Origin of the sequence: Massilia sp. UYP11, from assembly GCF_050434805.1 — a bacterium.
Lineage (GTDB): Bacteria > Pseudomonadota > Gammaproteobacteria > Burkholderiales > Burkholderiaceae_D > Telluria.
In genome coordinates this window covers 143,952-167,741 of sequence record NZ_JBNDJE010000003.1, presented here as the reverse complement: position 1 = coordinate 167,741, position 23,790 = coordinate 143,952, and the positions used below count along the sequence as shown (strand labels likewise).

Here is a 23,790-nt window from a genome sequence, read left to right as displayed (position 1 = left end):
GGTCTCTGTCTCCTGTTGATCTGGATGTCATTCGATAGGTTGCCCGAGCAGTTCCCGACTACCCGGGCAACCCTTGCCTCAACGCCGGAAGCCTTTCGGCACGCGTTGGATTCAGAACGCGTAGGTCGCGCGCCCGTAGATATACCGTCCCGAGCGGCCGAACGGCGCGTAGGTCGAGAACGGCGTATTGCCCGTGGTGTTGAGCGTCGGCGGCAGCGTTTCCGGGTACTGGTCGAAGACGTTGTCCGCGCCCAGGGCCAGGGTCAGCTTCGGCGTGACGGCGAAGCGTCCCTCCAGGTCGACCACGGTCTTGGCGCCAAGCTCGAAGTCGAAGGCCGGCGTGGTGCCCGGCGACAGCACTTCGCCATAGCGCGTGGCGCGCAGCGTCGCGCCCCACGGGCCGAGCTTCCAGTTGACGTTGGCGCTGATCTTGTTCTTCGGCTGGCCCTTTTCGAGCGAGAGCACGTTGACGCGGTCGAACAGCACCGGGGCAGGGCTCAGGCTCGAGAGCTGTTCGGTCACCGGCACCCTGGTCACCTCGGTGTCGGTGTAGTTGCCGGCCAGGGTGAAGTCGAAGCGGCCCGCCGCGCCGGCGTTGTGCGCCCAGTTGATCACCACGTCCACGCCCTTGGTCGTGGTGTCGACGCCATTGATGAAGAAGCGCCCGCCGCCCACGCCGATGAAGCCCTGGCTGGCGATGTAGTTGCGCACATTGGCCTGCGTGAGATTCTCGGACAGGATGATGCGGTCGTCGATGTCGATGCGGTAGGCGTCGACCGTCACGCTCACGGCGCCCAGGCGCAGCACCGCGCCGAGCGAGGCGTTCACCGATTCCTCGGCGTCGAGCGGCTTGGCGCCGAGGGCCACGGCCACCGGATCGGACGGCTTGAAGGTCGTGATCTCGTAAGGGATGCCGTTGATGAAGTTGGTCGAGGTGGCGGTGAAGTGCTGCTGCTGCGGCGACGGCGCGCGGAAGCCGTTCTGGATCGCGCCGCGCAGCGCGAACGATTTGGTGAAGTCGTAGCGCAGCGCCAGCTTGCCGGCCACGCTGTTGCCGAAGTCGGAATATTTTTCGGCGCGCACCGCGGCCGAGGCAAGGAGTTCAGGCGTAATGTTCGCTTCGAGATCGATGAAGGCGCCGACCGCGTTGCGATGGGCGTCGACCTCGTTGGCCGGACGGAAGCCCGGGAACACCTGGGCGCCCGGCGCGGCCGGCGTCCCGTTGGGCAGCACTTCGCCGCCATAGCTCCACGACTGCTCTTCGCCGGCGAACAGCTCATAGCCTTCGCGGCGCGCCTCGACGCCCACCGCCACGTTCAGCGGCGACGACAGCGAGGCCAGTTCGATGCTGCGCACGCCGGTCAGGTTGAACACGGCCTGGTCGTACGCATAACCGCCGGCGTAGAACTCGGTCTTGCTGGTGGGTCCCAGCGAGCGGTTCAGGGTGTTCTCGATCGTGTACTCCATCTTGTTCTTGCCGTAGCCGAGCGAGGCGTCCATGTCCCACTGGCCCGCTTGCCAGGTCACGCCGCCGGTCATCGAGAAGTCCTTGACGGTGGGCGAGATCAGCGGCAGGAAGCCGTCCGGATAGATCGACAGGATGTTGCGGGCGTCCTGCGGCGGGCGGAAGTAGCCGGACGAGGTGGCGTCGCGGTCCTGGTAGCTGGCCCAGCCATAGACCTTGACGCCGCCGCCCAGGTTGTTGCCGGCGTTGGCGAACAGCGTGGTCTGCTCGAGGTCCGGTTCGCCGGTCCAGGCGTTGAAGCGGTTGATCGTGTTTTCGCGCGGATCGAAGGCGCCGCTCGTACCACCCAAGCGCGGGTATTGCTGGCGCATGTCGTAGCCGCCACGCTCGGTGCGGCTCTGGTCGCGGTACTCGGCGGCCACGGTCAGGAAGCCGGATTCGCCCAGGGCCAGGCCCTTCCACAGGCTGACGGTGGCGGTCTGGCCGTCGGTGCGCTTGCGCGAATCCGGGCCGCTCCAGGTGCCCCCAACGGGCGCGACATCGTTCCACAGGTCGTATTCGGACTTGCGCGCGCCATAGGTGACGCTCGCTTCGCCGCCATCGCGGTCGGTGCGCAGGCGCATGTTGACCACGCCCGAGATCGCGTCCGAGCCATATTGCGCCGCGGCGCCGTCGCGCAGCACCTCGACCGATTTCACGATCGCGGTCGGGATCGTGTTGAGGTCGACCGCCGCCGAACCACGGCCGATCGAACCGTTCACGTTGACCAGCGACGAGGCGTGGCGGCGCTTGGAATTGATCAGCACCAGGGTCTGGTCGGGCGCCATGCCGCGCAGGGTGGCGGGACGGATGGTGTCGGTGCCGTCGGTCAGCGATGGCCGCGGAAAGTTCAGCGAGGGCAGGGCCATCGACAGCGCCTGGTTCATCTCGGTGCTGCCTGCGTTCTTGAGCGTCTCGGACGAGATGATGTCGACCGGCGCGGCGGTGTCGAGCGCGGTGCGGTTGGCAACCCGGGTGCCGGTGACCACCACCGTGGCGGCATTGCTGGCCGTGGTGTCGACCTGCGGCGCGGCTTCCTGCGCGTGTGCGAAGCCTGCGCACAGCGTGGCGATGGCAAGGGCTAGTGCTGTCTTTTCCGTCTTGGCTCTCTGCATGGTGCTGAATCCTTTTCTTGTCGTACGGCGGCGTTTCTTCGAATTGAAGGGACAATGAGGTCTTGCCTCCAGTTCATACTGCGCAGCACCATTCACGATGTCAATTCGTTAAATGATATCAATGCGTCTTTACAACAGTTATCGAACTGTCAGGTGTGTGTCAGAAAACCCTGCTTGCATGAGGCGGCGTCGTCGGCCGCGGGGCCGATCGCGGCCGTGATAAAGTGAAGCTTCACGAGCACGCGAAAGACACGCCTTGACATCGCTATTCCCGGATTTCCGTTCCCTGCAAGTCGCCGTGGCGCCGTCGGTCGCCATCAACGCCATCACCGGCGGCTCCGGCCCGCCGCTGCTGCTGCTGCACGGCCACCCGCAAACCCACGCCATCTGGCACAAGGTCGCGCCGGCCCTCGCCGAGCGCTTCACGGTGGTGGCCTGCGACCTGCGCGGCTATGGCGACTCGGGCAAGCCGCAGGGCGACGCCGACCACGCCAACTACAGCAAGCGCACGATGGCGCTCGATGCGCTGGCCGTCATGCGCGTCCTCGGCTTCGACACCTTCAAGGTGCTGGCCCACGACCGCGGCGCGCGCGTGGCGCATCGGCTGGCGCTGGACCATCCACAGGCAGTCGAGCGGATGGCGTTGCTCGACATCGCGCCGACCCTGGCGATGTACGAGCAGACCTCGGAAGCGTTCGCGCGCGCCTACTGGCACTGGTTCTTCCTGATCCAGCCGGCGCCCATGCCCGAGCGCCTGATCGAGGCCGACCCGGGGGCTTATGTGCGTGACGTGATGGGCAAGCGCAGCGCGGGCCTGGCGCCGTTCGATCCGCGCGCGCTGAGCGAATACCAGCGCTGCCTGGCGCTGCCGGGCGCGGCGCACGGGATCTGCGAGGATTACCGGGCCGCCGCCACGATCGACCTGGAACACGACCGGTTTGATCGCAAGGAAGGGCGAAAGCTCCGGATGCCGCTGCTGGCGCTGTGGGGCGAGCAGGGCGTGGTGGGGCGCTGCTTCGATCCGTTGAGCGAATGGAAGCTGGCGGCCGACGACGTGCAGGGCGGGGCGCTGCCCTGCGGGCACTACATCGCCGAGGAAGCGCCCGAGCTGCTGCTGGCGCGCGTGCTGCCGTTTCTGGCGGCCTGACGACTGGCATCCGCAGCCCGCACGGTTGAAACGTCGTTCCCGCGCAGGCGGGAACCCAAGGCCGCCAGCGCAGTCGATATATCAGATGTTGGTGGCAACGCATGAAACTGGGGTTCCCGCCTGCGCGGGAACGACGTGCGACAGGCGCGCGCCGGATCAGGTGATTCAGACCGCGGCGCCCGCGAACTCGATGGTCGCCGTCAACCCACGGCCGCCTTCGCCGTCCGACAGCACGATGATGCCGCCATTGCGCGCGGCGCCGCGTTCGGCGATCGCCAGTCCCAGGCCGCTGCCCGACTGTTCCTGTCCCGGCACCCGGTAGAAGCGTTCGAACACCTTGTCGCGCAGCTCCGGCGCGACGCCCGGTCCCTGGTCGCCGATCGCCAGGCGGTAGATGTGGCCGATGCGCACGAGCCGCACCGCGATGCGGCTGTCCTGCGGCGAATACTTGATCGCGTTGCTGATCAGGTTATCGACGGCGGAGGCCATGCTTTCCAGGTGCAGCGGCACGCTGCCGTCGGCATCGGCGTGGAACTCGATCTCGATGTTGCGCTGCACCGCCAGGTGCGCCGCCGCCGCCACCCGGTCGCGCACGAACTCGGCGACGTCCGTTTGCGGGCAGGGGTGGTCGACCTGCGGCTCGGCGCGCGCCCGTTCGAGGGCCAGCAGCTGGTGCACGGTGTGGGTGGCGCGCGCCACGCCGCTTCGCAGCCCGGCCGCCGGTTCGGCGCAGCGCTCGGCCATCTCGCTGCCGGCGCGGCTGAGCAGCACGTGGGCGTTGATCTGGATCGCCGCCAGCGGCGTCTTGAGCTCGTGCGCCGCATCGGTCAGGAACTCGTGCTCGTGCTCGATGCGCTGGGACAGGCGCGCCATCAGCCCGTTGATCGCGTCGACCAGCGGCGACAGTTCGCGGTAGGTGGAATCCGGCACGGGCGTCAGGTCGCCGTCCGAACGCTGGGCGATGCTGGAGGCGATCGAGCGCAGCGGACGCAGGCCGATGCCGACGATCAGCCAGGCGGGAATCAGGAGCAGCGGCAGGCTGAAGATGGTCGAGGACAGCAGGAATCCCACGCCGCCGATCGAAAACATCCACTCGTCGTCGACTTCGTGGCTGCGCTCGACCACGATGTCCTGGAGCGTGTCGCGGGCCTCCCAGCGTACCCAGGAATAGGCGTCGCGGGTGGCGACTTCGGGCAGCCGGTCGGGCCACTGCGGCGCCGAGTTGTAGATCAGGCGGCCCTGCAGCCAGACGCGCACCCGCACGTGCGAGTGGTAATCAAGTTCCTGGAACATGCGCACGCGGTTCGCTTCGATCTCCGCCAGCACCGGCAGCATGCGCGCCACGTCCGGGCCGATGTCAGACAGGTGGGCCTGGATATTGGCGGTATGCGCCTTGTTCTCGCTGAAGGTGCGGCTGCGCTGGGTGGCCTTGGCCTCGAGGAACACCCACACCAGTCCGATGATGGCCACGACGATGATCACGCCCGTGAAGCTGAACATCAGGCGCTGGAACAGCGACGACGGCCGGTTCGCCAGCCTGCTAAGCATCCTGCTGCACCATGTAGCCGACGCCGCGCACGGTGCGGATCACGCCTTCGCCGATCTTCTTGCGCAGGTTGAAGATGTGCACGTCCAGGGTCTGGCTTTGTCCATCGCCGGCGGGCAGCGCGCGCCGTTCCAGCTCCACCCGCGTCAAGACCCGGTTGGCCTGCTTCATGAGCGTCAAGAGCAGCGCGAACTCGGTCTTCGACAGCGTCACCGGCTGGCCGCCGCGCGTGACCGCCATGCGGTTCTCGTCCAGCACGATGTCGCCCGCCGTCCACAGGTTTTCTTCGAGCGTGCCGTGGCTGCGGCGCACCAGCGCGCGCAGGCGCACCAGGAGCTCGGGAATCTCGAACGGCTTGATCAGGTAGTCGTCCGCGCCCAGGTCGAAGCCCTTCAGGCGGTCTTGCAGGCTGTCGCGCGCGCTGATGATCAAGACCGGCAGGCGCACGCCGTCGGCGCGCAGCTGGCGCAGCAGGTCGTTGCCGTCGCCGTCGGGCAGGCCGAGGTCGAGAACCACCGCGTCGAAGGCTTCGCCCCGGATGCGCGCCCCGGCGTCGGCCGCGAGGCGCAGCCAGACCGCCGTGTGGCCCTCGTCCTGGAACACCGACAACAGCGCCTGGCCGATGGCCAGATCGTCTTCGATCATGAGAATTTTCATGGCCCGAGTTTACCAGCGCGGCGAACCGGCGGGGCGCCGCCGAATCTTCAGATTCGCTTCAGCGCATGCGTTGACCCCGCCCGCGCGATGTCGGACCATCGCATCCAACCAGCAACAAGCTGGAAATAACGACAAAACAGGAGACAAGCATGACGACACGTCGGAATGGCGCGCGGCGCCAGGGCTTACAGTTGCAACTGCGGTTGCATCCGCAATTGCACCCCATTGCAGGCGCCTGCGCGCTCTTGTTGATGGCGGCCCCGCTGCAGGCGCAGGAAGCCGGCGCCCAGGACCCTGTTGACGCCAATCGTCCCGCGGCCACGGTCACGGGGGAAGCCCCGATCGCCACCGTCAACGTGTCCGGCATCCGGCGCGGCATCGAGGCGGCCATCGAGATCAAGCGCAACGCGACGTCCATCGTCGAAGCCGTCTCCGCCGAAGACATCGGCAAGCTCCCCGACACCACCGTCGCCCAGTCGATCTCGCGCCTGTCGGGCGTGACCACCCAGCGCAGCAAGATCAACGGCAAGGCGACCGAAGTCAGCGTGCGCGGCATGTCGCCGACCTTCAACGGCTCCCTGCTCAACGGCCGCGAGCAGGCCTCCACCAGCGATGCGCGCAGCCCCGAATTCGACCTGTTCCCGTCCGAGCTGACCGGCAGCGTGCTGGTCTATAAAACGCCGGACGCGAGCCTGATCGGCCAGGGCCTGGCCTCGACCATCGACCTGCGCACCCTGCGCCCGCTCGATTTCGGCAAGCGCATGTTCGCCGCCAATGCGCGCAAGGAGCGCATCGGCTTCGGTTCCGGTTCCGACCTCGGCTCGGGCCACCGCAAGACGCTGACCTACGTCGACCAGTACTTCGGCCGCAAGCTGGGCCTGTCGGTCGGCCTGACCTCGTTCAAGCAGGACAACGGCGGCGAACTCAAATTCGACAGCTGGGGCGCCAACACCGCCGACATCGACTATAACGGCCAGACCGTCAGGGCGATCAACGGCTTCATGGCCGAGACCTCGCGCCGCAAGGCCGAGCGCGACGGCGCCTCGGTCACCCTGCAGTTCAGGCCCAACGACAAGTTCCGCTCCACCTTCGACGCGTTCTACTCGCGCGGCGAAGAGGCGACCAAGAAGACCGGCCTCGAAGGCGCGATCGTCGGCGGCACCGGCATCTACGATCCGGACGCGGTGCTGACCAACGCCACCATCGAGAACGGCATCGTCAGCGCCGGCACGTTCAGTAATTACAAGGGCGACGTGCGCAACCACCTGTTCTCGAACAAGGACCGCCTGCTGTCGCTCGGCGTGAATAACGAGCTCAAGGTGGGCGAATGGCGCATCGTGAACGACCTGTCGTACTCGAAGGGCACCAAGCGCATCAGCAATTTCGAGACCCTGGCCGGCCAGCCGGGCAACACGCCCGAGAGCCAGCTCGGTTCGATCAGCTACAGCGGCTTCAACGGCAACAACTTCGCCGACGTGCGTTACAGCCCGAGCCTGAACTACGCCGACCGCAGCGTGGCCCTGCTGACCGACGTCGCCGGCTGGGGCGGCGGCCCGCTGTCGCCGCAGGCCGGCTACCTGGCGCTGCCGACCATCGACGACAAGGTGCAGGCGGTGCGCTTGTCGGCCGAACGCGACACCGACTGGGGCCCGCTGGCCGCGCTGCGCGTCGGCGTCAATTACACCAAGCGCGACAAGTCGCGCCTGGGCGAGGAGGGGCGGCTGTCGGTGCGCGGCGGCGACGGCTACGCCGCTATCCAGATGCCGGGCAGCGGCCTTGATGTCGCCGGCCCGACCGGCATCCCGGTCGCGGCGTTCGACCCGACCGGCAGCCTGGGCACGCTGTATGAACTGAACCGCTGGGTCGACGCCACCGTGCTGGCGCGCGACTGGACGGTGGGCGAGAAGGTCACCACCGCCTACCTGATGGGCGAACTCGACGGCACCCTGATGTCGCTGCCGTACAGCGGCAATATCGGCGTGCAGGTGGTCGATACCCGCCAGCGCGCCAGCGGCAACCAGGTTGACCTCGCCAACTGCACCGGCATCACCACGGACACCTGCCCGGCGGTCGTCAAGACCGGCGGCGTCGACTACACGAAGGTCTTGCCCAGCCTGAACCTGACCTTCGACCTGGGCAACGACCAACTGCTGCGCCTGGGCGCCGGCAAGCAGGTCTCGCGCGCCAACCTGGACAACCTCAAGGCCAGCATGAACTTCGGCCTGCAGAGCGCCACCGCCGATGACCCGGCGCTGACCGGCTTCGCCGGCAACCCGGAACTCAAACCCTATGAGGCGCGTGCGCTCGACCTGTCGTACGAAAAATACTTCGGCAAGAAGGGTTACGTCAGCGCCGCGCTGTTCTACAAGAAGCTCGACAACTACGTGATCAATGCGCCGCAGATGTTCGACTTCGCCCAGTACACCAGTCCGACCACGCCGCTGCCGGCCACCGGCCAGTACGCCGGCTCGACGGTCGGCTTCCTGACCATGCCGCAGAACGGGGAGGGCGGCATCATGCGCGGCATCGAGCTGTCGGCCAACCTGCCGTTCGGCCTGGTCGTGAACGCGCTGGATGGCTTCGGCGTGCAGGTGAACCATTCGCACACCGATTCCTCGGTGCGCCTGCCGACCAGCGCTTTCGTCACCGGCAGCAATGCGCCGGTGTTCAACGGCGCGGTGTCCGAGATCGGGCTGCCGGGCCTGTCGCGCAACGTGACCAGCCTGCGCCTGTACTACGAGAAGCACGGCCTGCAGGTGTCGCTGGCGGCTTACCGTCGCTCGAGCTTCATCGGCCAGATCCTCGACTACCGCAGCGAATCGCAGTTCACCTTCATCAAGGGCGAGACGATCGCCGACGCCCAGGTGTCCTACGATTTCCAGGGCGGGATGCTCCAGGGCTGGTCGGTGTTCCTGCAAGGGCATAACCTGACCAACGAACCGTTCCGCGAGTACACCAGCGATCCGACGGTGTACACCAACACCGTCACCTTCGGCCGCACCTACTCGGCGGGTCTCAACTACAAGTTCTGACCATGACCGGACTGCCCATGAAGCCAATCCTCGCCCATGCCATTGCGGCGCTGTCGCTGCTGGCCGCCGCGCCGGCGGCGCTGGCGGCGCCCGCTACCGATCCTTACCGGCCGCGCGAGTACGTGCAGTTCCAGCACGCCGACTGGACCAGGAATGCCACCATCTACCAGATCAACACGCGCCAGTTCACGCCGGAAGGCACGCTCAAGGCCGCGACGGACCAGTTGCCGCGCCTGAAGGAGCTGGGCGTCGGCATCCTGTGGCTGATGCCAATCCACCCGATCGGCGAAGTCAAGCGCAAGGGTTCGCTGGGCAGCCCCTACGCGGTGCGCGATTTTCGCGCCGTCAATCCCGAGCTGGGCACCATGGCCGACCTGCGCGCTTTCGTGGCGCGCGCCCACGCGCTGGGCCTGCGCGTGATCATCGACTGGGTCGGCAACCACACCTCGTGGGACAACGTGCTGATGGCGCAGCACCCCGACTGGTACGCCAAGGGGCCGGATGGCAAGCCGCAGCCGACGCCCTGGTTCAACTGGGACGACATCATCGACCTCGACTACGGCAAGCCCGGGCTGCGCCGCTACATGCTCGAGGCCATGAAGTTCTGGCTGACCGAGGCCGGCATCGACGGCTATCGCGTGGACGCCGCCGGCCTGGTGCCGCAGGACTTCTGGGACCACGCCAGCCGCGAGCTGCGCGCCATCAAACCGGTGTTCATGCTGGCCGAGTGGGAGAGCCGCGACATGCACCGCGACGCCTTCGACGCCAGCTATGCCTGGACCTGGTGGGAGGCGCTGCACGACATCGCGCGCGGCCGCTCGGACGCCACCCGCCTGCACGTCTATTACGCCTGGAACGCCAAGTTCTATCCGCGCCAGGCCTACCGCATGCTGTACACGACGAACCACGACAAGAACGCCTGGGACGGCACCGAGTTCGAGGCCTTCGGCCCGGCGGTCGACGCGGCGATCGTGTTCAGTTTTGTCAGCGAAGGCATCCCGCTGGTCTACAACGGCCAGGAGGCGGGCAACACCAGGCGCCTGGCCTTCTTCGAGCGCGACCCGATCGCGTGGAACGCCTCGCCCTACACGGCGTTCTACAAGAAGCTGATCGCGCTCAAGAAACAGAACACGGCGCTGTGGAACGGCGAATACGGCGCGCGGATGGTGCAGGTGCCGAACGGCGCGCCGGCGCAGGTGTTGAGCTTCGTGCGCGCCAACGACAAGGACAAGGTGTTCGTCGCCCTGAACCTGTCGGACAAGCCGGTCAGGGCGAGCTTCGACAAGACGCTGCATCACGGTTCGTACCGCGACTTCGCCACCGGCGCCAGGGTCGAGGTGGGCGGATCGACCAATTTTGAGATGGCACCGTGGAGCTACCGGGTGCTGGTGAAGTAAACAAGGAGAGATATGGTTTCCAGATTCATGAACGTCGGCCTGGCCGCGCATTGCTGCGTGGTGCTGGGCATGGTGGTGAGTAGCAGCGCCTTCGCGGCCGAAGCCATGAGCGCGAGCGTCGAGTCGCCGGGCAAGGTGCTGAACGTGTCGGTGCAGGTCGCGCCGGACGGGCGCCTGTCGTACCAGGTCGAACGCCGTGGCCAGCCGGTGATCGCGCCGTCGCGCCTGGGCTTCGTGCTGGGCAGCGACAAGCCGCTGGACGCGGGCTTCAAGATCGAGCGCCAGGTGGTCACCGACCATGACGGCACCTGGGAGCAGCCCTGGGGCGAGCGCCGCACGGTGCGCAACCACTACCGCCAGATGCGGGTCGACGTCAAGAAGAACGACGGGCGCCGCCTGGCGATCGTGTTCCGCGTGTACGACGACGGCCTGGGCTTTCGCTACGAGTTCCCCAAGCTGCCGAACAACCGCGCCACGCACATCGCCGACGAGCTGACCGAATTCGTGGTCGCGCAGCCGGCCACCGCCTGGTGGCAGCAGGCGGGTGAAGTCTGGGCGCTGGAATACCCGATCCAGAAGTCGCGGCTGGCAGAGGTGGGCATGGCCAACACCCCGATGACGGTGCGCATGGAGAACGGCACCCACATCGCCTTCCACGAGGCGGCCCTGGTCGACTATGCCTCGATGTGGCTGCGCCGGGTCGAGGGCCAGCGCCTGCGCGCGCACCTGACCCCGTCCGCCACCGGCAACCCGGTGGTGCGCACCGGCGCCTTCACCACGCCATGGCGCACGATGCAGATCGCCGACGACGCGGCGGGCCTGTACATGTCCGACCTGGTGCTGAACCTGAACGAACCGAACAAGCTGGGCGACGTCTCGTGGGTCAAGCCGTCGAAGTACGTCGGCGTGTGGTGGGACATGCACCTGGAAACCAAATCGTGGGCATCGGGTCCGAAACACGGCGCCACCACCGAATACACCAAGCGCTACATCGACTTCGCGGCCAAGCACGGTTTTCGCGGCGTGCTGGTCGAGGGCTGGAACCCGGGCTGGGACAGCGACTGGGCCGGCAACGGCCTGGACATGGACTTCACGAAGGCGCATCCGAGCTTCGACATCGCCGCCGTGACCGACTACGGCCGCAAGAAGGGCGTGCACCTGATCGGCCACCACGAAACCGGCGGCAATATCGCGCACTACGAGAAGCAGATGGACGCGGCCTTCAAGCTGTATGCGAAACACGGCGTGGACAGCATCAAGACCGGCTACGTGACCGATGGCGGCGCTGCCCAGTTCATGGGCAGGAACGGCAAGGTTCATTTCGGCTACACGGATTCGCAGGAGGGCGTGCGCCACTACCAGAAGGTGGTCGAGGAGGCGGCGCGCTACAAGATCGCGATCAATACCCATGAACCGGTGAAGGACACCGGCCTGCGCCGCACATATCCGAACTGGATCTCGCGCGAAGGCGCGCGCGGCGTCGAGTACAACGCCTGGGGCAATCCGGTCAACAGTGTCGAGCACGAGGCCAACCTGGTGTTCACCCGCATGCTGAGCGGCCCGCTCGACTACACGCCGGGCATCCTGAGCCTGGAAGGCAAGGACAAGCGGCCGTTCAACTCGACCCAGGCCAAGCAGCTCGCCAACTTCGTGGTGATCTATTCGCCGGTGGTGATGGCGGCCGACCTGATCGAGCACTACGAGCGCTATCCGGGCCCGTTCCAGTTCATCAAGGACGTCCCGGCCGACTGGGAAGACACCCGCGTGCCGCATGGCGCGGTGGGCGAATACGTGACCATCGTGCGCAAGGACCGCGCGTCGAGTGACTGGTACGTCGGCTCGGTGACCGATGGCAGCCGCCGCACGCTCGACCTGAAGCTGGACTTCCTGGACGCGGGCAAGACCTACGTGGCCGAGATCTACCGCGACGGCGACAACGCCGACTATCGCGACGACCAGCGCCGCTTCGACATCGCGATCGAGAAGCGCAACGTGACCAGCCTTGATACCATCCGGATGGTGCTGGCGCCGGGCGGCGGACAGGCGATCCGCCTTGTGCCGGTGAAGTAAGAAAGCGTTGTTCTTTCGTTAGCTCAAACCCGTCGTTCCCGCGGAGGCGGGAACCCAAGGCATTCGCATTGCCACAATCGCGTGAAGTATGCGATACGCACGCACACTTGGGTTCCCGCCTTCGCGGGAACGACGTGCAAACGATAGCGGGGAAGGCGACGATACGGGTGTTCCAGGAAGGCACCACGTCGCACGCAAATGCCGAATTTGGCATATGCTGTTGGATTGTCCATACCGCGTTGGCGCAATCCGAGTCCGTCGTCCCATGTCCATTCCACAGTCTTCGTCTTCCCCGGTCACGCCCGCCGCCTCCGGCGCCGTGATGCAAATCCTGTTCTCGGTTGCCTTCGTCCACCTGCTCAACGACTGCGTGCAGGCCGTGCTGCCCTCGATCTACCCGCTGCTCAAGCAGGAATTCGACCTGACCTTCACCCAGGTCGGCCTGATCACATTGACGTTCCAGTGCACCGCCTCGCTGCTGCAGCCCTGGATCGGCCTGTACACCGACCGGCGCCCGATTCCCTTCCTGCTGCCGGCCGGGATGTGCGTGACCTTGCTCGGCGTCGGCCTGCTGGCGTGGGCCGACAGCTATCCCATGCTGCTGCTGGCGGCGGCGCTGATCGGCGTCGGCTCCTCGACCTTCCACCCCGAGGCTTCGCGCGTGGCGCGCCTGGCCTCGGGCGGGCGCTTCGGCTTCGCCCAGTCGCTGTTCCAGGTCGGCGGCAACGCCGGCTCGGCGCTCGGCCCGCTGCTGGCGGCGGCCGTCGTGGTCGGGCGCGGCCAGGCCGAGATCGCCTGGTTCATGCTGCTGGTGCTGGTCGCGGTGGCGGTGCTGGTCGGCGTGAGCCGCTGGTACAGCAACCACCTGATGAACATGATCAGGAAGGCCGCGCAGCACGCCGGACCAAAGCTGCCGCGCAAGAAGGTGATCCAGGCCCTGGTGGTGCTGGCGCTGCTGGTGTTCTCCAAGTACATCTACATGGCCAGCCTGCAGACCTACTACACCTTCTTCCTGATCGAGAAATTCCAGCTGCCGGTCGGCACCGCCCAGCTGTACCTGTTCCTGTTCCTGGCCTCGGTGGCCGCAGGCACCTTCGCCGGCGGCCCGGTCGGCGACAAGATCGGGCGCAAGCGCGTGATCTGGTTCTCGATCCTGGGCGCGGCGCCGTTCACCATCGCGCTGCCGTACGCAGACCTGTTCTGGACCGGCGTGCTGTCGGTCGTGATCGGGCTGGTGATGTCGTCGGCCTTCTCGGCCATCGTGGTCTACGCCCAGGAACTGGTGCCGGGCAAGGTCGGCCTGATCTCGGGCATCTTCTTCGGCCTGATGTTCGGCATCAGCGGCGTGGGCGCGGCGGCCATGGGCCACATCGCCGACATCCACGGCATCGATCAGGTGTACCGGATCGCATCTTTCCTGCCACTCCTGGGCATCATGGCGGCGCTGCTGCCGAAGATCGACGGAGCGCGCCGCTAGCGCCGCGCGCATTCGCCACTGGGTCTTCCATGGACCCGAACCGCGTCGGGCGCATTGCCGCCATTCGATGACGACCGCCAGGGCGGCAATCCGGCCGGCGCCTGGATCGGCGCGGCCGTGCCGGATGCCGCCGACATCGCCACGCGCGCGCTAGCGAAGACGCGGGCGCGCGTTCGCGTCTCACCGCCAGGATCGGCGTCGAAAAGGGCGGCCCGGCCCGTATCGCAGGCATGGCGAGATTGATGTAAAGCAATAAGTTCCGGCTTTTCCTGGTTTTGTTTGGCCAAAACCAATAACTTTGACACAAAACCATGGCTGTACTTCCCTTTAAATAGAGGGCAAAAAGCACGCCTGCTCGATGGTTCGATACTTTGTGATCTGATTGATAATTTGATTAAGGACAAACCGATTTCAAACTATTAACTCAGGAGTACCGCCATGGAGCTGTTCCCAGCAGCCGTGTTCAACCCCCCGAAGGCGCCAGGCGTGCGTACTGCGCGCGCACCCATCGCTGGAGGCGCAACCGAGCGCTTGCCGTTCACTGTCCGCCGGGTGGAAACCGAAGCGGATCTCCTCAAGGCCGTGCGCATCCGCCACGCCGCCTATGCCCGCCATGTCCCGGATTTCGCCCGCAGCCTGGCGCAGCCCGAGGCGGCCGACTACGAAGCCGACACCATCGTCCTGCTGGCCGAATCGAAACTGGACGGCACGCCCATCGGCAGCACCCGCATCCGTACCAATCTCTACCGCCCGCTGGGCGTGGAAGAGTCGATCGTCCTGCCCGACTGGCTGCAGGGCAAGCGCCTGGTCGAGGCGACCCGCCTTGGCATCGACGAAGGCCGGGTCGGCCGCATGGTCAAGATTGCACTGATCAAGGCCTGCTTCATGTATTGCGAAGACAACGGTATTGATTATTCGGTGGCGACAGGCCGTCCACCCGTGGACAAGCAGTACGATCAGCTGATGTTCGTCGATGTGTTTCCTGAATTGGGTCTGGTGCCGCTGCGTCACGTGGGCAATATCCCGCACCGCATCATGGCGTTCGAGATCGCGACCTTCCAGCAGCGCTGGGCCGAGGCGCGCCATCCGATGCTGAACTTTTTCTTCAACACGCACCATCCGGACATCGACATCGGTCCGGCCGTGCCGTCATCGCCGGCGTTGCCGCAACGTCCCCTGCCGCCGGCCACCCGGCCGCGCGTCGAACTGGCGTTCGCCTGAAGTTCGCCTGATGGTCGTCTGATCGCCAGCCGGCCGGCGCGCATGCCTGGACCCCGGGTCCGGGCCTGGGCCCGAACGTGGACCATGACAAACGTAATGGGCGCAGCGCTGGTCGCGGTTTGGGTGTTTGATGATACGTAAGCTGGTAACCCGCTCGCTCCCAACGTGCGATCCATGTTGCGAAAACGTGGCGCAGCCGATGAAGACGTGAACGTGGGACGACAATCTTGCCTGCTGCACGATGGCTGGAGACACTGCTCGCTCGCGCCTCCAGGGCGCCGGCGGCGATGGTCGGTTTCGCGCGCGTCGGGCGCAGGCGCCGGCGCGTCCAATCCCTTCATGCCAGGCTGGTCACGGTCATCGGCACGTTCCAGCCGCGGGCGGTAGTGGACCTTGGTCGTAGTGCCGCCGCCGCCGACGCGCGGGCCGGGCCCGATGCACGACGTTCTTGACGAGGTATGGCACAAAACGCGGCGCGCACTGTCTACACACCTAGCAGCAGTGCGAAGCGCACCGGCCAATGGCGCCGGAGCGGCCCCGATGTTCCAACCCCTAGCTCCGAGAGGTCAGTCATGAAGACGTTCACGCACAGCCCCCGCAGCCAATGCAGCCCCCGCAGCCTTGCCCTTGCGGCGGCGTTGCTCTGTTCACCGCTCGCCGCCGCCCAGGACGTGCTCCCGGTCGAGTTGCTCGAAGAACGCAACGTGGTGGGCCTCGGGGTGTTCGCGGTGCCCGACTATTACGGCTCGTCCGATTACCAGGGCGCCGTTGCGCCGGTATTGCACTACAACTTCGGTGCCGACCGCTACGTGCGGGTGATCGGGCCCGAGATCCAGGCCAACCTGCTGCCGCGCAAGGACTGGCGCGCCGGTCCGGTGCTGCGCTGGCGCATGCGGCGCGACGACGATGCCGACGACGAGATCGTCTCGCGCATGCTCCCGGTCGCCACGGCCACCGAAGTGGGCGCCTTCGTCGCCTACCACATGCCGCTGACGCAAGGCCAGCCGATGCACAAGCTGGTGTTCAGCGCCGACGTGGTCGGCAACACCAATAATGTGTACGACGGCGCCAGCGGCAACCTGCGCGTCAACTACGTCCATCCCTTCCCGCAGCCTGTCGGCGGCATGCAGCTGGTCGGAAGCATCGGCTTCGGCCTGTTCTTTGCCAGTAGTGACTTCAACCGCAAGTATTTCGGCATCCAGGGCGACGATCTGCGCCTGTTTCCGGAGCGTGGCGGCGTGCCCTACGATCCCGACCCGTCGGTCACCTCGATCAAGATTCCCTTCAGCATCACGACCCAGCTGAATCCGGAATGGCTGATGACGGTCGGCGGGCGTTATGAGCGGCTGCTGGACGACGCCAAGGACAGTCCGCTGGTGGAGGACCGCGGGGATGCGGACCAGTGGACGATCGGGGTCGCGTTCTCCTACCTGTTCTGAGAACGGCGCGCCGGCCGACGCTACTGGCGCTCCCCGATCTCTTGCCGCATCTGGTTCCAGCCGGCGTCGAACCGGCCCCGGTAGCGGTCGGCCCGTTCGGGCGCGACGTGGTGCGGGGCAGGGCAGGCCGCTCGGCGGCGGCCCGCGTCGTGGATGGTTCGCTCATGGTGTCGCTGTTGTGGTCGCGGTCGGCATGGACGGGAAAGCGGCGCCGCGGGCCTGTTCCAGGGGCAATGTAGCAAGCGCGGGCGCACAGTGGGACCATGGACCATGGTCTCAGGGGCTGGCCGCCAGCGGCAAGACCAGGTTCAGCGTCGCATAGCCTGGCAGCAGGACGGCGAGCGAGAGGCGGTCGAAGCGGTGCGCCAGCCGCTCGCGCCCCAGCGTGTCGACCAGCCACAGCGCGATCACCGACTGCGCCAGCACGAGGAAGATGGTCGCCATGCCGGCCAGGTTGATCATGTCCGACAGCGCGATGCGGTTGGTGGGCGGCAGCAGCGGCATGATGGCGGCGACGTTGCTGACGCTGGCGAAGAAGGCGCCGACCGGCAAGCCGAAGCGGGCATCGACCTCGGAAGGCCTGATGTAAAGGGCGAGCAGGGCGATGGCGACCGAGGCGAACAGGGCCTGGAACAGCTTCAGGTAGACGCCGTAGCCGTTCGGCGCCGCCAGCATCGCATAGACGAAGCGCGAGCGCGCCACGCGTTCGCCGTCGGAGCGGTGGATCTGCTGGCGCACCATGGGCATGGCAGTAACCAGCCTCACGTTGGGCGGCATCGCGTCCGGCGCGACGTGGCTGTCGCGCGCATCGGCCACGTAGCGCAGCGTAGCGGACGCATGGGCGACGTCCTCGATCTCGACCAGCAGCGCCTCGTCGCCCAGCGGAAAGCGGGCGCCGTCGAACATCTTGGACATGCGCGCCGCCACCCGGTATTCCTGGTAGCGCCGGCCGGCGCGGATGTCGTCGGCGGTCTGCTCGCGCGCCAGCACGTCGCCGTTGACGATCCTGAAGCCTTTTCCCGGGTCGATGGCCGCGCCGGCCGGCGTGCGGAACCAGAGCGTGAATTCACCGGTCCAGCCGGCTTCGTGCGGCGTGACGGCGCCGACCCGGCGCACGCCGATTCCAACCTCCACCTCCACCGCTGCCGCGCCCCTGTCCGGGGGCGCGGCGGCACCGCGCGCGGCCTCGGCGTGCGCCGGCGGCGCATGGAGGTCGGCCAGTCCCGCCTGCCTGGCCTGCTCGGTGTCGGCGCGGTAGCCGCGCAGCAGGCTGGCCCCGCCCAGCGTGCCGGCCGCGTACAGCAGCAGGATGAACACCGCCCAGGCGGCCAGCCAGCGGGTAGCGCGCGCGTCCTGCCCGGGAGCTTCCTGGTTCGCGCTCATCGCCCTACCTGGCGAACAGGAAGGTCACGCTCAGGCGCACGCCCCAGTCGCGCGGCCCGCCGCTCGGGCTGTCGGCCCAGTAGCGCAGGCCGCCGCCGATCGACACCGGCTGGCGGCCGAACCTGAGCAGCTTGCTGACGGTCAGGTTGACCGGCGCCGACCACTGCTCCAGTTTCCAGTCGTAGCTGGATTCGGTGTTGACGCCGAAGGTCCAGGCATTCCTGGTGGTATAGCTGAGGAAGGGCTGGAGAAAGGTGGCGCTGACGTTCGGCCGGTCGTCATGTCCGGCGAACGACCAGATGTGGTTCGCCAGCGCGCCATAGGTCCACGGCCCGTGCTGCCGCAGCACGACCCCGGTCGGACCGACACCCCACTGGCGTGCGCTGAGCGCGCTCTCGCTACCGGTGGGCAGCAGGAACGCCGGCCCGGCGCCCCAGATGATGCCGTTGGCGCCGGGGCGCGAAGGCGAGATGAAAAAACTCTGGGTGACGTCGCCGATGCCGTGCTGGTTGCCGGCGCCGGGCGCCAGATCGTGCTGGCTGACCAGCGGCACGATGGTGCGGCTGATCAGGGTCCAGTCGGGGTCGAGCGTGACCGGCACCACGGGTTGCAGGTTCATGGTGAACCGGCGGCCGTCGCGCGTGGGGCCGTAGCGGCGGTCGTCGTTGGCCTGCAGCGGCACGCTGATCATCGCGGCCACCGGGTTGGCCAGCTTCTTGGCCAGGTCCTCGGCCTCTTGCGCCTGGGCGGGCGGGCCGGCGCACCAGGCCAGTCCGAGCGCCGCCGCGCAGGCGTTACGGCGGCCGGGCTGCATGGCGTCAGCCCGGCGGCTCGACCACGACATAGGTCATGCTGGTGCCCGCGTACTGCGGCTGGTACCAGGTGCTGCCGCATTGCTGGTAGGTGGCGCCGGCGCGCACCACGGTCACGCAAGAGGGCGGGATCGAATACGCCACCGAGCCGATCGCCGCCGCCGTCACCGCCGCCGCCCCGGCCACCGCGAGCGCCGCGCCGGGGCGGTAGTAATCATGGTCGACATCCACGTTGATATTGCGGTTGACGTTGACGTTGCGGTTGACGCCGGCGTAGCCGTTGACCGAGGTGCGGCTGACCCGGCTGGAGGCGTGGTAACTCCCGCTGTAGGCGCCGCGATGCGCGTGGACGCTCCCGCTGCGGCTGACCGCGGCCCCGCCGACGCGTCCCGCGCCGCGCTGGGCGGCGGCCTCGTAGGCGACGACGACGACGGCCAGCGCGAGCAGCACACCGATGACGCGCCGATGTCCTGGAGTGAGCGGCATGGGTTCTCCCCCGTTCATTTGATGGACGCGACCTTGCCGTCGGCCGTCTGCAAAGCGATCTTCAGCGCGCCCGGCGGCGGTCGGAAGACGAAGGTGGCGTCGGTGAAGCGTGGCGCGATGTTCCAGCGCAGCCACGACGTGTGGGTCGGCGCGCCCGGCTGCCCGCTGGCCGTGATCGCCAGCTTCAGGGGCAGCGGCGTCTTGCCGGTCTGGATCCAGACCTGCCAGTCCACGCCTTCCTGGCGAAAGGCGTAGTGGTCGGCCTTCAGGCTGCCGACCGTTGCCGGACCGATGTAGTGCGCCGCCCGGATGTCCGACACCGGCGCCTGTTCCGTCCCCCAATAGAACAGGTCGGCCAGCGGCAGTTCGATGCCGTATTTCTTGCCGAGCGTGTCGACGGTCTCGCGCAGGGTCGGCGGGGCGGGGACGGTCGCGTAGTAGTTGATGCGCTGGCCGTAGATGGTCAGCGTCTTGCCGTCATAGAAGAGCTGGCGCTGCTTGCGGTCGCTGGCCATGTCCACCCGCAGGCGGTCGGGGCGGCGCACCTTGAGGTTCGCGGTGCTGTCGAACTGCAGCTTCATGCCGTCGTCCATCACGGTCTCGGTCGTGGCGCGCCCGACGACTTCGAACGCGGACAGGGTGCGCAGATAGGCGCCCATGGCGCCGAGGGCGGACATCGCATCGGGGTCGATCGCCGGCTGCGCCGCCTGATCGGCCTGGTCGGCCTGGTCGGACTTGGCCGGCGCGGGGGACTGCGCGGCAGGTTGCGCGGGAGGCTGCGCCGGGGAGGCGCCTTGCGGCGCCGCCAGGCAGGCCAGCGGCATCCAGGCCGCGGCGCACAGGAGTCGGATCGGAACGGCCCGCATCTGCTTTCCTTTCGTCGGCGAACGCGATTTTGCCGGGAAGCCCGCAGCGCCGTGCCGGCGGCCACCCTGCGCCCAGTGGGCCACCGGCAGGCCGAACGCGCAATCGGACCTAAGCCGTATTTCGGTGACAAACCGTTGTGAAATCGCCCTGGCAGAAGTAACAATTGCATGACGGCACTAGCGTTAAGCGGTATCCTTGCGCTTTCATGCCCCGCCGCTCGTCGCTTCGGGTCACCAGTGACACACAAGATCGTCCATGCCCAACGACCAACGTCAGCCCCGTGCAACGTGGCCGGCCGCGCTCCACGCCGCTGTCGAGCTGATACTGAAGATATTTGCCTACTATCTGATTCCGGTCGGGATCGGCATCGTCTCGCTGATCGCCCTCGTCTTCTGGCATGACGAATACCGCACCAGCGGCGACGTGCCGCTGGCGATGCACGTCACGGTCGACCGGGCCGCGGCCCTGGCGCCAGGCGATGCGCTGGCCCTGGCGCGCGCCACGTCGCTGGTCAATGGCCACGATACCCACCTGTCCGAAGCGCCGGTCTGGTTCGCCTTCGAGCCGATGCCGCGCGCCGGCGAGCAGGTGATCGAATTCCCGTCGCGCCACGCGCTCGACATCGCCTGCTGGGATGCGGCCACCCTGAACCCGCTCGGCGCCGCCACCCGCAGCACCGCCCACGGCGTGCTGCAGGCCGACAAGGCCGGTTTCACGATGCGCCTGGAGCCGCTGCCGCGCCAGCTGCTGTGCCGCGCCGGTTTCTCGGGCCCGGCACGGCTGTCGGTGCTGCAATGGCCGACCGAGCAGTTCGACTTGTCGGTCAAGCAATATCATCGCAAATCGGGCCTGCTCGACGGCGGCATGATCGTGCTGGCCCTGTTCATCCTCATCACGGCCCTGATCAACCGCCAGCCGGTCTACGTGCTGTTCGCCGGCTGGCTGATCCTGAACCTGCGCGTGGGCGCGCTGTCGGCCGGCTGGGACATCCAGTGGCTGGGCCAGACCGTGCCTTCCGAATGGCTGCTGCGTAGCCGCGCGGTGACGATCACCCTGTACGGCATCGCCACGCTGACCCTGTACCAGGCGCTGCTCAAGGAGCACCTGGCCGAGATGCGCTACCTGTTGCCGATGCGCGTCATGCAATGGTTGTGCATGCCGATGCTGGCCGCGGCCATGCTGCTGCCGTATGGCATGTATTTGCCGCTGCTGTGGGGCATCCTGGTGTGCTGCTTCTCCTTGATGACGATCGGCCTGTTCAAGATCATCGTGGAGTCGCGCACGCGGGTCGCGGCCTGGTTCGCGGCTTCGTTCGCGGTCACTTTCCTGGCCTCGCTGGCCGAGGTCTTGTCGGCCGCGCTCGGCATGCGCGAGCTGCTGGGCGTCATCAACAGCGTCACCGCCGCGCTCGCATCGAGCCTGCTGGCGGCGCTGGCCGTGGCCGAGCAGATGCGCATGGAGACCGAGAAACGCCAGGAAGCGCAGGAAGAGCTCGAGCACGCCTACCAGGCGATGCCGGTCGGCCTGTTCACGCTCGACATGCACGGCCGCTTTTTGAGCGTCAATCCGGCCCTGCAGAAGATGCTGGGCATGACCGGCTTCACGCCCGGCCGCACCGCCTGGCGCCAGTTCTTCACCGAAGCCAGCTGGGCCAGTCTGCACGAGCAGGTGCATGCCAGGTCCGAGGCCGAGATGGAATTGGCCAGCCGCGACGGCCACCAGCGTTTCCTGGTCAGCGCCACCCTGGCGCGCTCGCGCATCGAGGGCGTGCTGCAGGACACGACCGAAAAACACAAGGCTACCGAGCAGCTGCGCTTCATGGCCAATAACGATCCGCTGACCAAGGTCTATAACCGGCGCGGGATCGAGCGCGAATTTTCAGGCGCCGCCGCCAGCCTGGCGCTCGGCCGGCCGATGGCGCTGGCCTATGTCGACCTCGACCGCTTCAAGCTGATCAACGACCTGTTCGGCCATGCGGCGGGCGACGAAGTGCTCAAGCAGGTATGCGAGCGGATGGGCACGATGCTGGCCGGCGGCCAGCAGATCGGCCGCGTGGGCGGCGACGAATTCGTGATCGTCATGCCCGAGACGGCGATCCCGCTGGCCTCGATCATCTGCCGCGGCATCGTCGACCGCCTCGGCAATACCCCGTACCGGGTGGGCGACAAGGCCTTCCACGTGCGCGCCTCGGTCGGCCTGATCGAGGTGGTGCCGGGCATGCCGATGAAGGATGCGGTATCGACCTCCGACCGCGCCTGCCGCGAAGCCAAGACCGGCCTGGGCGACGGCCTGGTGGTCTATGAACGCGGCGCCGACGCCTTCCGCCAGCGCGCGGCCGAACTGGACCTGGTCGAGCGCCTGTCCCGCCCGGACGCGACCGACAGCCTGCTGCTCGAGATGCAGCCGATCATGTCGCTGCGCGCGCCGCATGAATCGATGAACTTCGAGGTCTTGCTGCGCATGCGCGAGCCGGATGGGCGCGTGGTGCCGGCCGGCCCCGTGATCGCCGCCGCCGAGAAGAGCGGCCGCGCCAGCATGATCGACCGCTGGGTGCTGAACACCACCCTGGCCTGGATCGCCGAGCACACCGACGACCTGGTCAATACCCGTTTCGTGTGCATGAACCTGTCGGGGGCGTCGCTCAACGACGAGCGCTTCGTGCAGGACACCTTCGACATCCTGGGCCGCTACGTGCACGTGGCCAGTCGCCTGTGCCTGGAAATCACCGAGAGCGTGGCGCTGCACGACCTGGACAACACGCGCCGCTTCATCGACCAGGTGCGCAGCTTCGGCGTGAAGGTGGCGCTGGACGACTTCGGCGCCGGCTACACCTCGTTCTCGTACCTCAAGGAACTGCCGGCCGACGTGTTGAAAATCGACGGCAATTTCATCGTCAACATCAACGCCCACCCGGCCAACGTGGCGATCGTCGAGGCCATCGTCAGCCTTGCCGTGAACCTGGGCATGAAGACGATCGCGGAATGGGCCGAAGACGCGGCCACCGTGCAGACGCTGCACGAGATCGGCGTCGACTACGTGCAGGGCTATGTGGTGGCGCGCTCGATGCCGCCCGAGCGCTTGCTGGAGGGACGCTCGAGCGCCGGCTTCATCAAGGATGAGGAATTGCTGGCGCTGCTGCGCGAGCTGGAGAATCCCCCGTCGCCGCACCTGGCCAGCGTGAGCCGGCTGCACTGAGCCGGCTGCACCGAGCGGCTGCTGACTCAATCGAGGCCGGCCAGGGTTTCCCTGCTGCCCACGTCGCTCATCAGGAACTGCGCGCGCGCCGCTTTCAGCGTGGCGACGTCGCTGGCCAGCGGCGCGGCCTTGACCCGCGCCATCGGAACGGCGCGGCGCTGCAGTTCGCGTGCCGGCGGCAGCACGTCTTCGCGCGCGGCCAGCGGATAGGGTTCAATGCGCGCTGGCATGCGGGTCATGCCCTCGTTGGACGGCATGCTGGCCATGCGCACGGTGGCCGAGCCCGCTTCGCAGGGACGGTCGGTAAAGGTCACGCGGCCGGCGTCGTCGATGCACTTGACGATGACGGACTCGGAAAAGGCGCTCGGCGCCGCCATCGTGGCGGCTGCCAGCAGGCAGAATTGGGTCAACTGACGCTTCATGGTCGGCTCCTGGACGGCTC

The 23,790-nt window shown here is 67.2% G+C and carries 16 protein-coding genes; 8 read left to right on the top strand and 8 right to left on the bottom strand.

From position 1 onward, the window contains the following. Positions 1-111: 111 nt before the first annotated feature. Positions 112-2,619: a TonB-dependent receptor plug domain-containing protein gene (locus tag ABIB38_RS07390; RefSeq protein WP_429203072.1), complete on the bottom strand. Its 2,508-nt coding sequence runs from the start codon at positions 2,617-2,619 to the stop codon at positions 112-114. 256 nt (positions 2,620-2,875) lie between these two features. Here ABIB38_RS07390 and ABIB38_RS07385 point away from each other — a divergent pair, with 256 nt between their 5' ends. Further along, positions 2,876-3,766: an alpha/beta fold hydrolase gene (locus tag ABIB38_RS07385; RefSeq protein ID WP_429203070.1), complete on the top strand. Its 891-nt coding sequence runs from the start codon at positions 2,876-2,878 to the stop codon at positions 3,764-3,766. Positions 3,767-3,931: 165 nt separating this feature from the next. On the opposite strand, the gene ABIB38_RS07380 is transcribed toward ABIB38_RS07385, so the two are convergent. Further along, complete coding sequence (locus ABIB38_RS07380) at positions 3,932-5,314, bottom strand: ATP-binding protein (RefSeq protein ID WP_429203069.1); 1,383 nt, start codon at positions 5,312-5,314, stop codon at positions 3,932-3,934. Continuing rightward, complete coding sequence (locus ABIB38_RS07375) at positions 5,307-5,957, bottom strand: response regulator transcription factor (RefSeq protein WP_429203067.1); 651 nt, start codon at positions 5,955-5,957, stop codon at positions 5,307-5,309. The genes ABIB38_RS07380 and ABIB38_RS07375 overlap by 8 nt, the downstream gene beginning before the upstream one ends. A 161-nt stretch (positions 5,958-6,118) precedes the next feature. Between ABIB38_RS07375 and ABIB38_RS07370 the strand changes: the two genes are divergently transcribed. From ABIB38_RS07370 to ABIB38_RS07345, 6 genes are all read left to right on the top strand, one after another. Beyond that, on the top strand, positions 6,119-9,001 hold the full coding sequence (locus ABIB38_RS07370) for a TonB-dependent receptor (protein WP_429203066.1): 2,883 nt from the start codon (positions 6,119-6,121) through the stop codon (positions 8,999-9,001). 17 nt (positions 9,002-9,018) lie between these two features. After that, entirely contained in the window at positions 9,019-10,398 is a 1,380-nt protein-coding gene (locus ABIB38_RS07365; RefSeq protein WP_429203065.1) for an alpha-amylase family glycosyl hydrolase, read from the top strand. Between the two features lie 12 nt (positions 10,399-10,410). Further along, positions 10,411-12,468: a glycoside hydrolase family 97 protein gene (locus tag ABIB38_RS07360; RefSeq protein WP_429203063.1), complete on the top strand. Its 2,058-nt coding sequence runs from the start codon at positions 10,411-10,413 to the stop codon at positions 12,466-12,468. 322 nt (positions 12,469-12,790) lie between these two features. Continuing rightward, positions 12,791-13,945 carry an MFS transporter gene (locus tag ABIB38_RS07355; RefSeq protein WP_429203379.1) on the top strand — a complete coding sequence of 385 codons (1,155 nt, stop codon included), beginning with the start codon at positions 12,791-12,793 and terminating at the stop codon, positions 13,943-13,945. 438 nt (positions 13,946-14,383) lie between these two features. Then, positions 14,384-15,166, top strand: a complete 783-nt coding sequence (locus ABIB38_RS07350) for an N-acyl amino acid synthase FeeM domain-containing protein (RefSeq protein ID WP_429203061.1) — start codon at positions 14,384-14,386, stop codon at positions 15,164-15,166. A gap of 572 nt (positions 15,167-15,738) precedes the next feature. Then, positions 15,739-16,605, top strand: a complete 867-nt coding sequence (locus tag ABIB38_RS07345; RefSeq protein ID WP_429203059.1) for a MipA/OmpV family protein — start codon at positions 15,739-15,741, stop codon at positions 16,603-16,605. Between the two features lie 276 nt (positions 16,606-16,881). Here the strand turns inward: ABIB38_RS07345 and ABIB38_RS07340 are convergent, their stop codons facing one another. The 4 genes from ABIB38_RS07340 to ABIB38_RS07325 are packed head-to-tail and all read right to left on the bottom strand — an operon-like array spanning position 16,882 to position 20,152. Further along, positions 16,882-17,988, bottom strand: a complete 1,107-nt coding sequence (locus tag ABIB38_RS07340; protein ID WP_429203057.1) for a hypothetical protein — start codon at positions 17,986-17,988, stop codon at positions 16,882-16,884. A gap of 4 nt (positions 17,989-17,992) precedes the next feature. Next, positions 17,993-18,802: a transporter gene (locus ABIB38_RS07335; protein ID WP_429203055.1), complete on the bottom strand. Its 810-nt coding sequence runs from the start codon at positions 18,800-18,802 to the stop codon at positions 17,993-17,995. A 4-nt stretch (positions 18,803-18,806) separates the two neighbouring features. After that, a complete protein-coding gene (locus tag ABIB38_RS07330) occupies positions 18,807-19,286 on the bottom strand; it encodes a hypothetical protein (protein ID WP_429203053.1) in 480 nt (159 codons plus the stop codon). Between the two features lie 14 nt (positions 19,287-19,300). Then, positions 19,301-20,152 (bottom strand): DUF2092 domain-containing protein, encoded by an 852-nt coding sequence (locus ABIB38_RS07325; protein ID WP_429203052.1) that lies wholly within the window; start codon positions 20,150-20,152, stop codon positions 19,301-19,303. A gap of 256 nt (positions 20,153-20,408) precedes the next feature. Here ABIB38_RS07325 and ABIB38_RS07320 point away from each other — a divergent pair, with 256 nt between their 5' ends. Beyond that, a complete protein-coding gene (locus tag ABIB38_RS07320) occupies positions 20,409-23,348 on the top strand; it encodes a putative bifunctional diguanylate cyclase/phosphodiesterase (protein ID WP_429203050.1) in 2,940 nt (979 codons plus the stop codon). Positions 23,349-23,374: 26 nt separating this feature from the next. On the opposite strand, the gene ABIB38_RS07315 is transcribed toward ABIB38_RS07320, so the two are convergent. Beyond that, positions 23,375-23,770, bottom strand: coding sequence for a DUF4124 domain-containing protein (locus ABIB38_RS07315; protein WP_429203048.1), 396 nt, complete (start codon positions 23,768-23,770; stop codon positions 23,375-23,377). Positions 23,771-23,790: the final 20 nt, after the last annotated feature.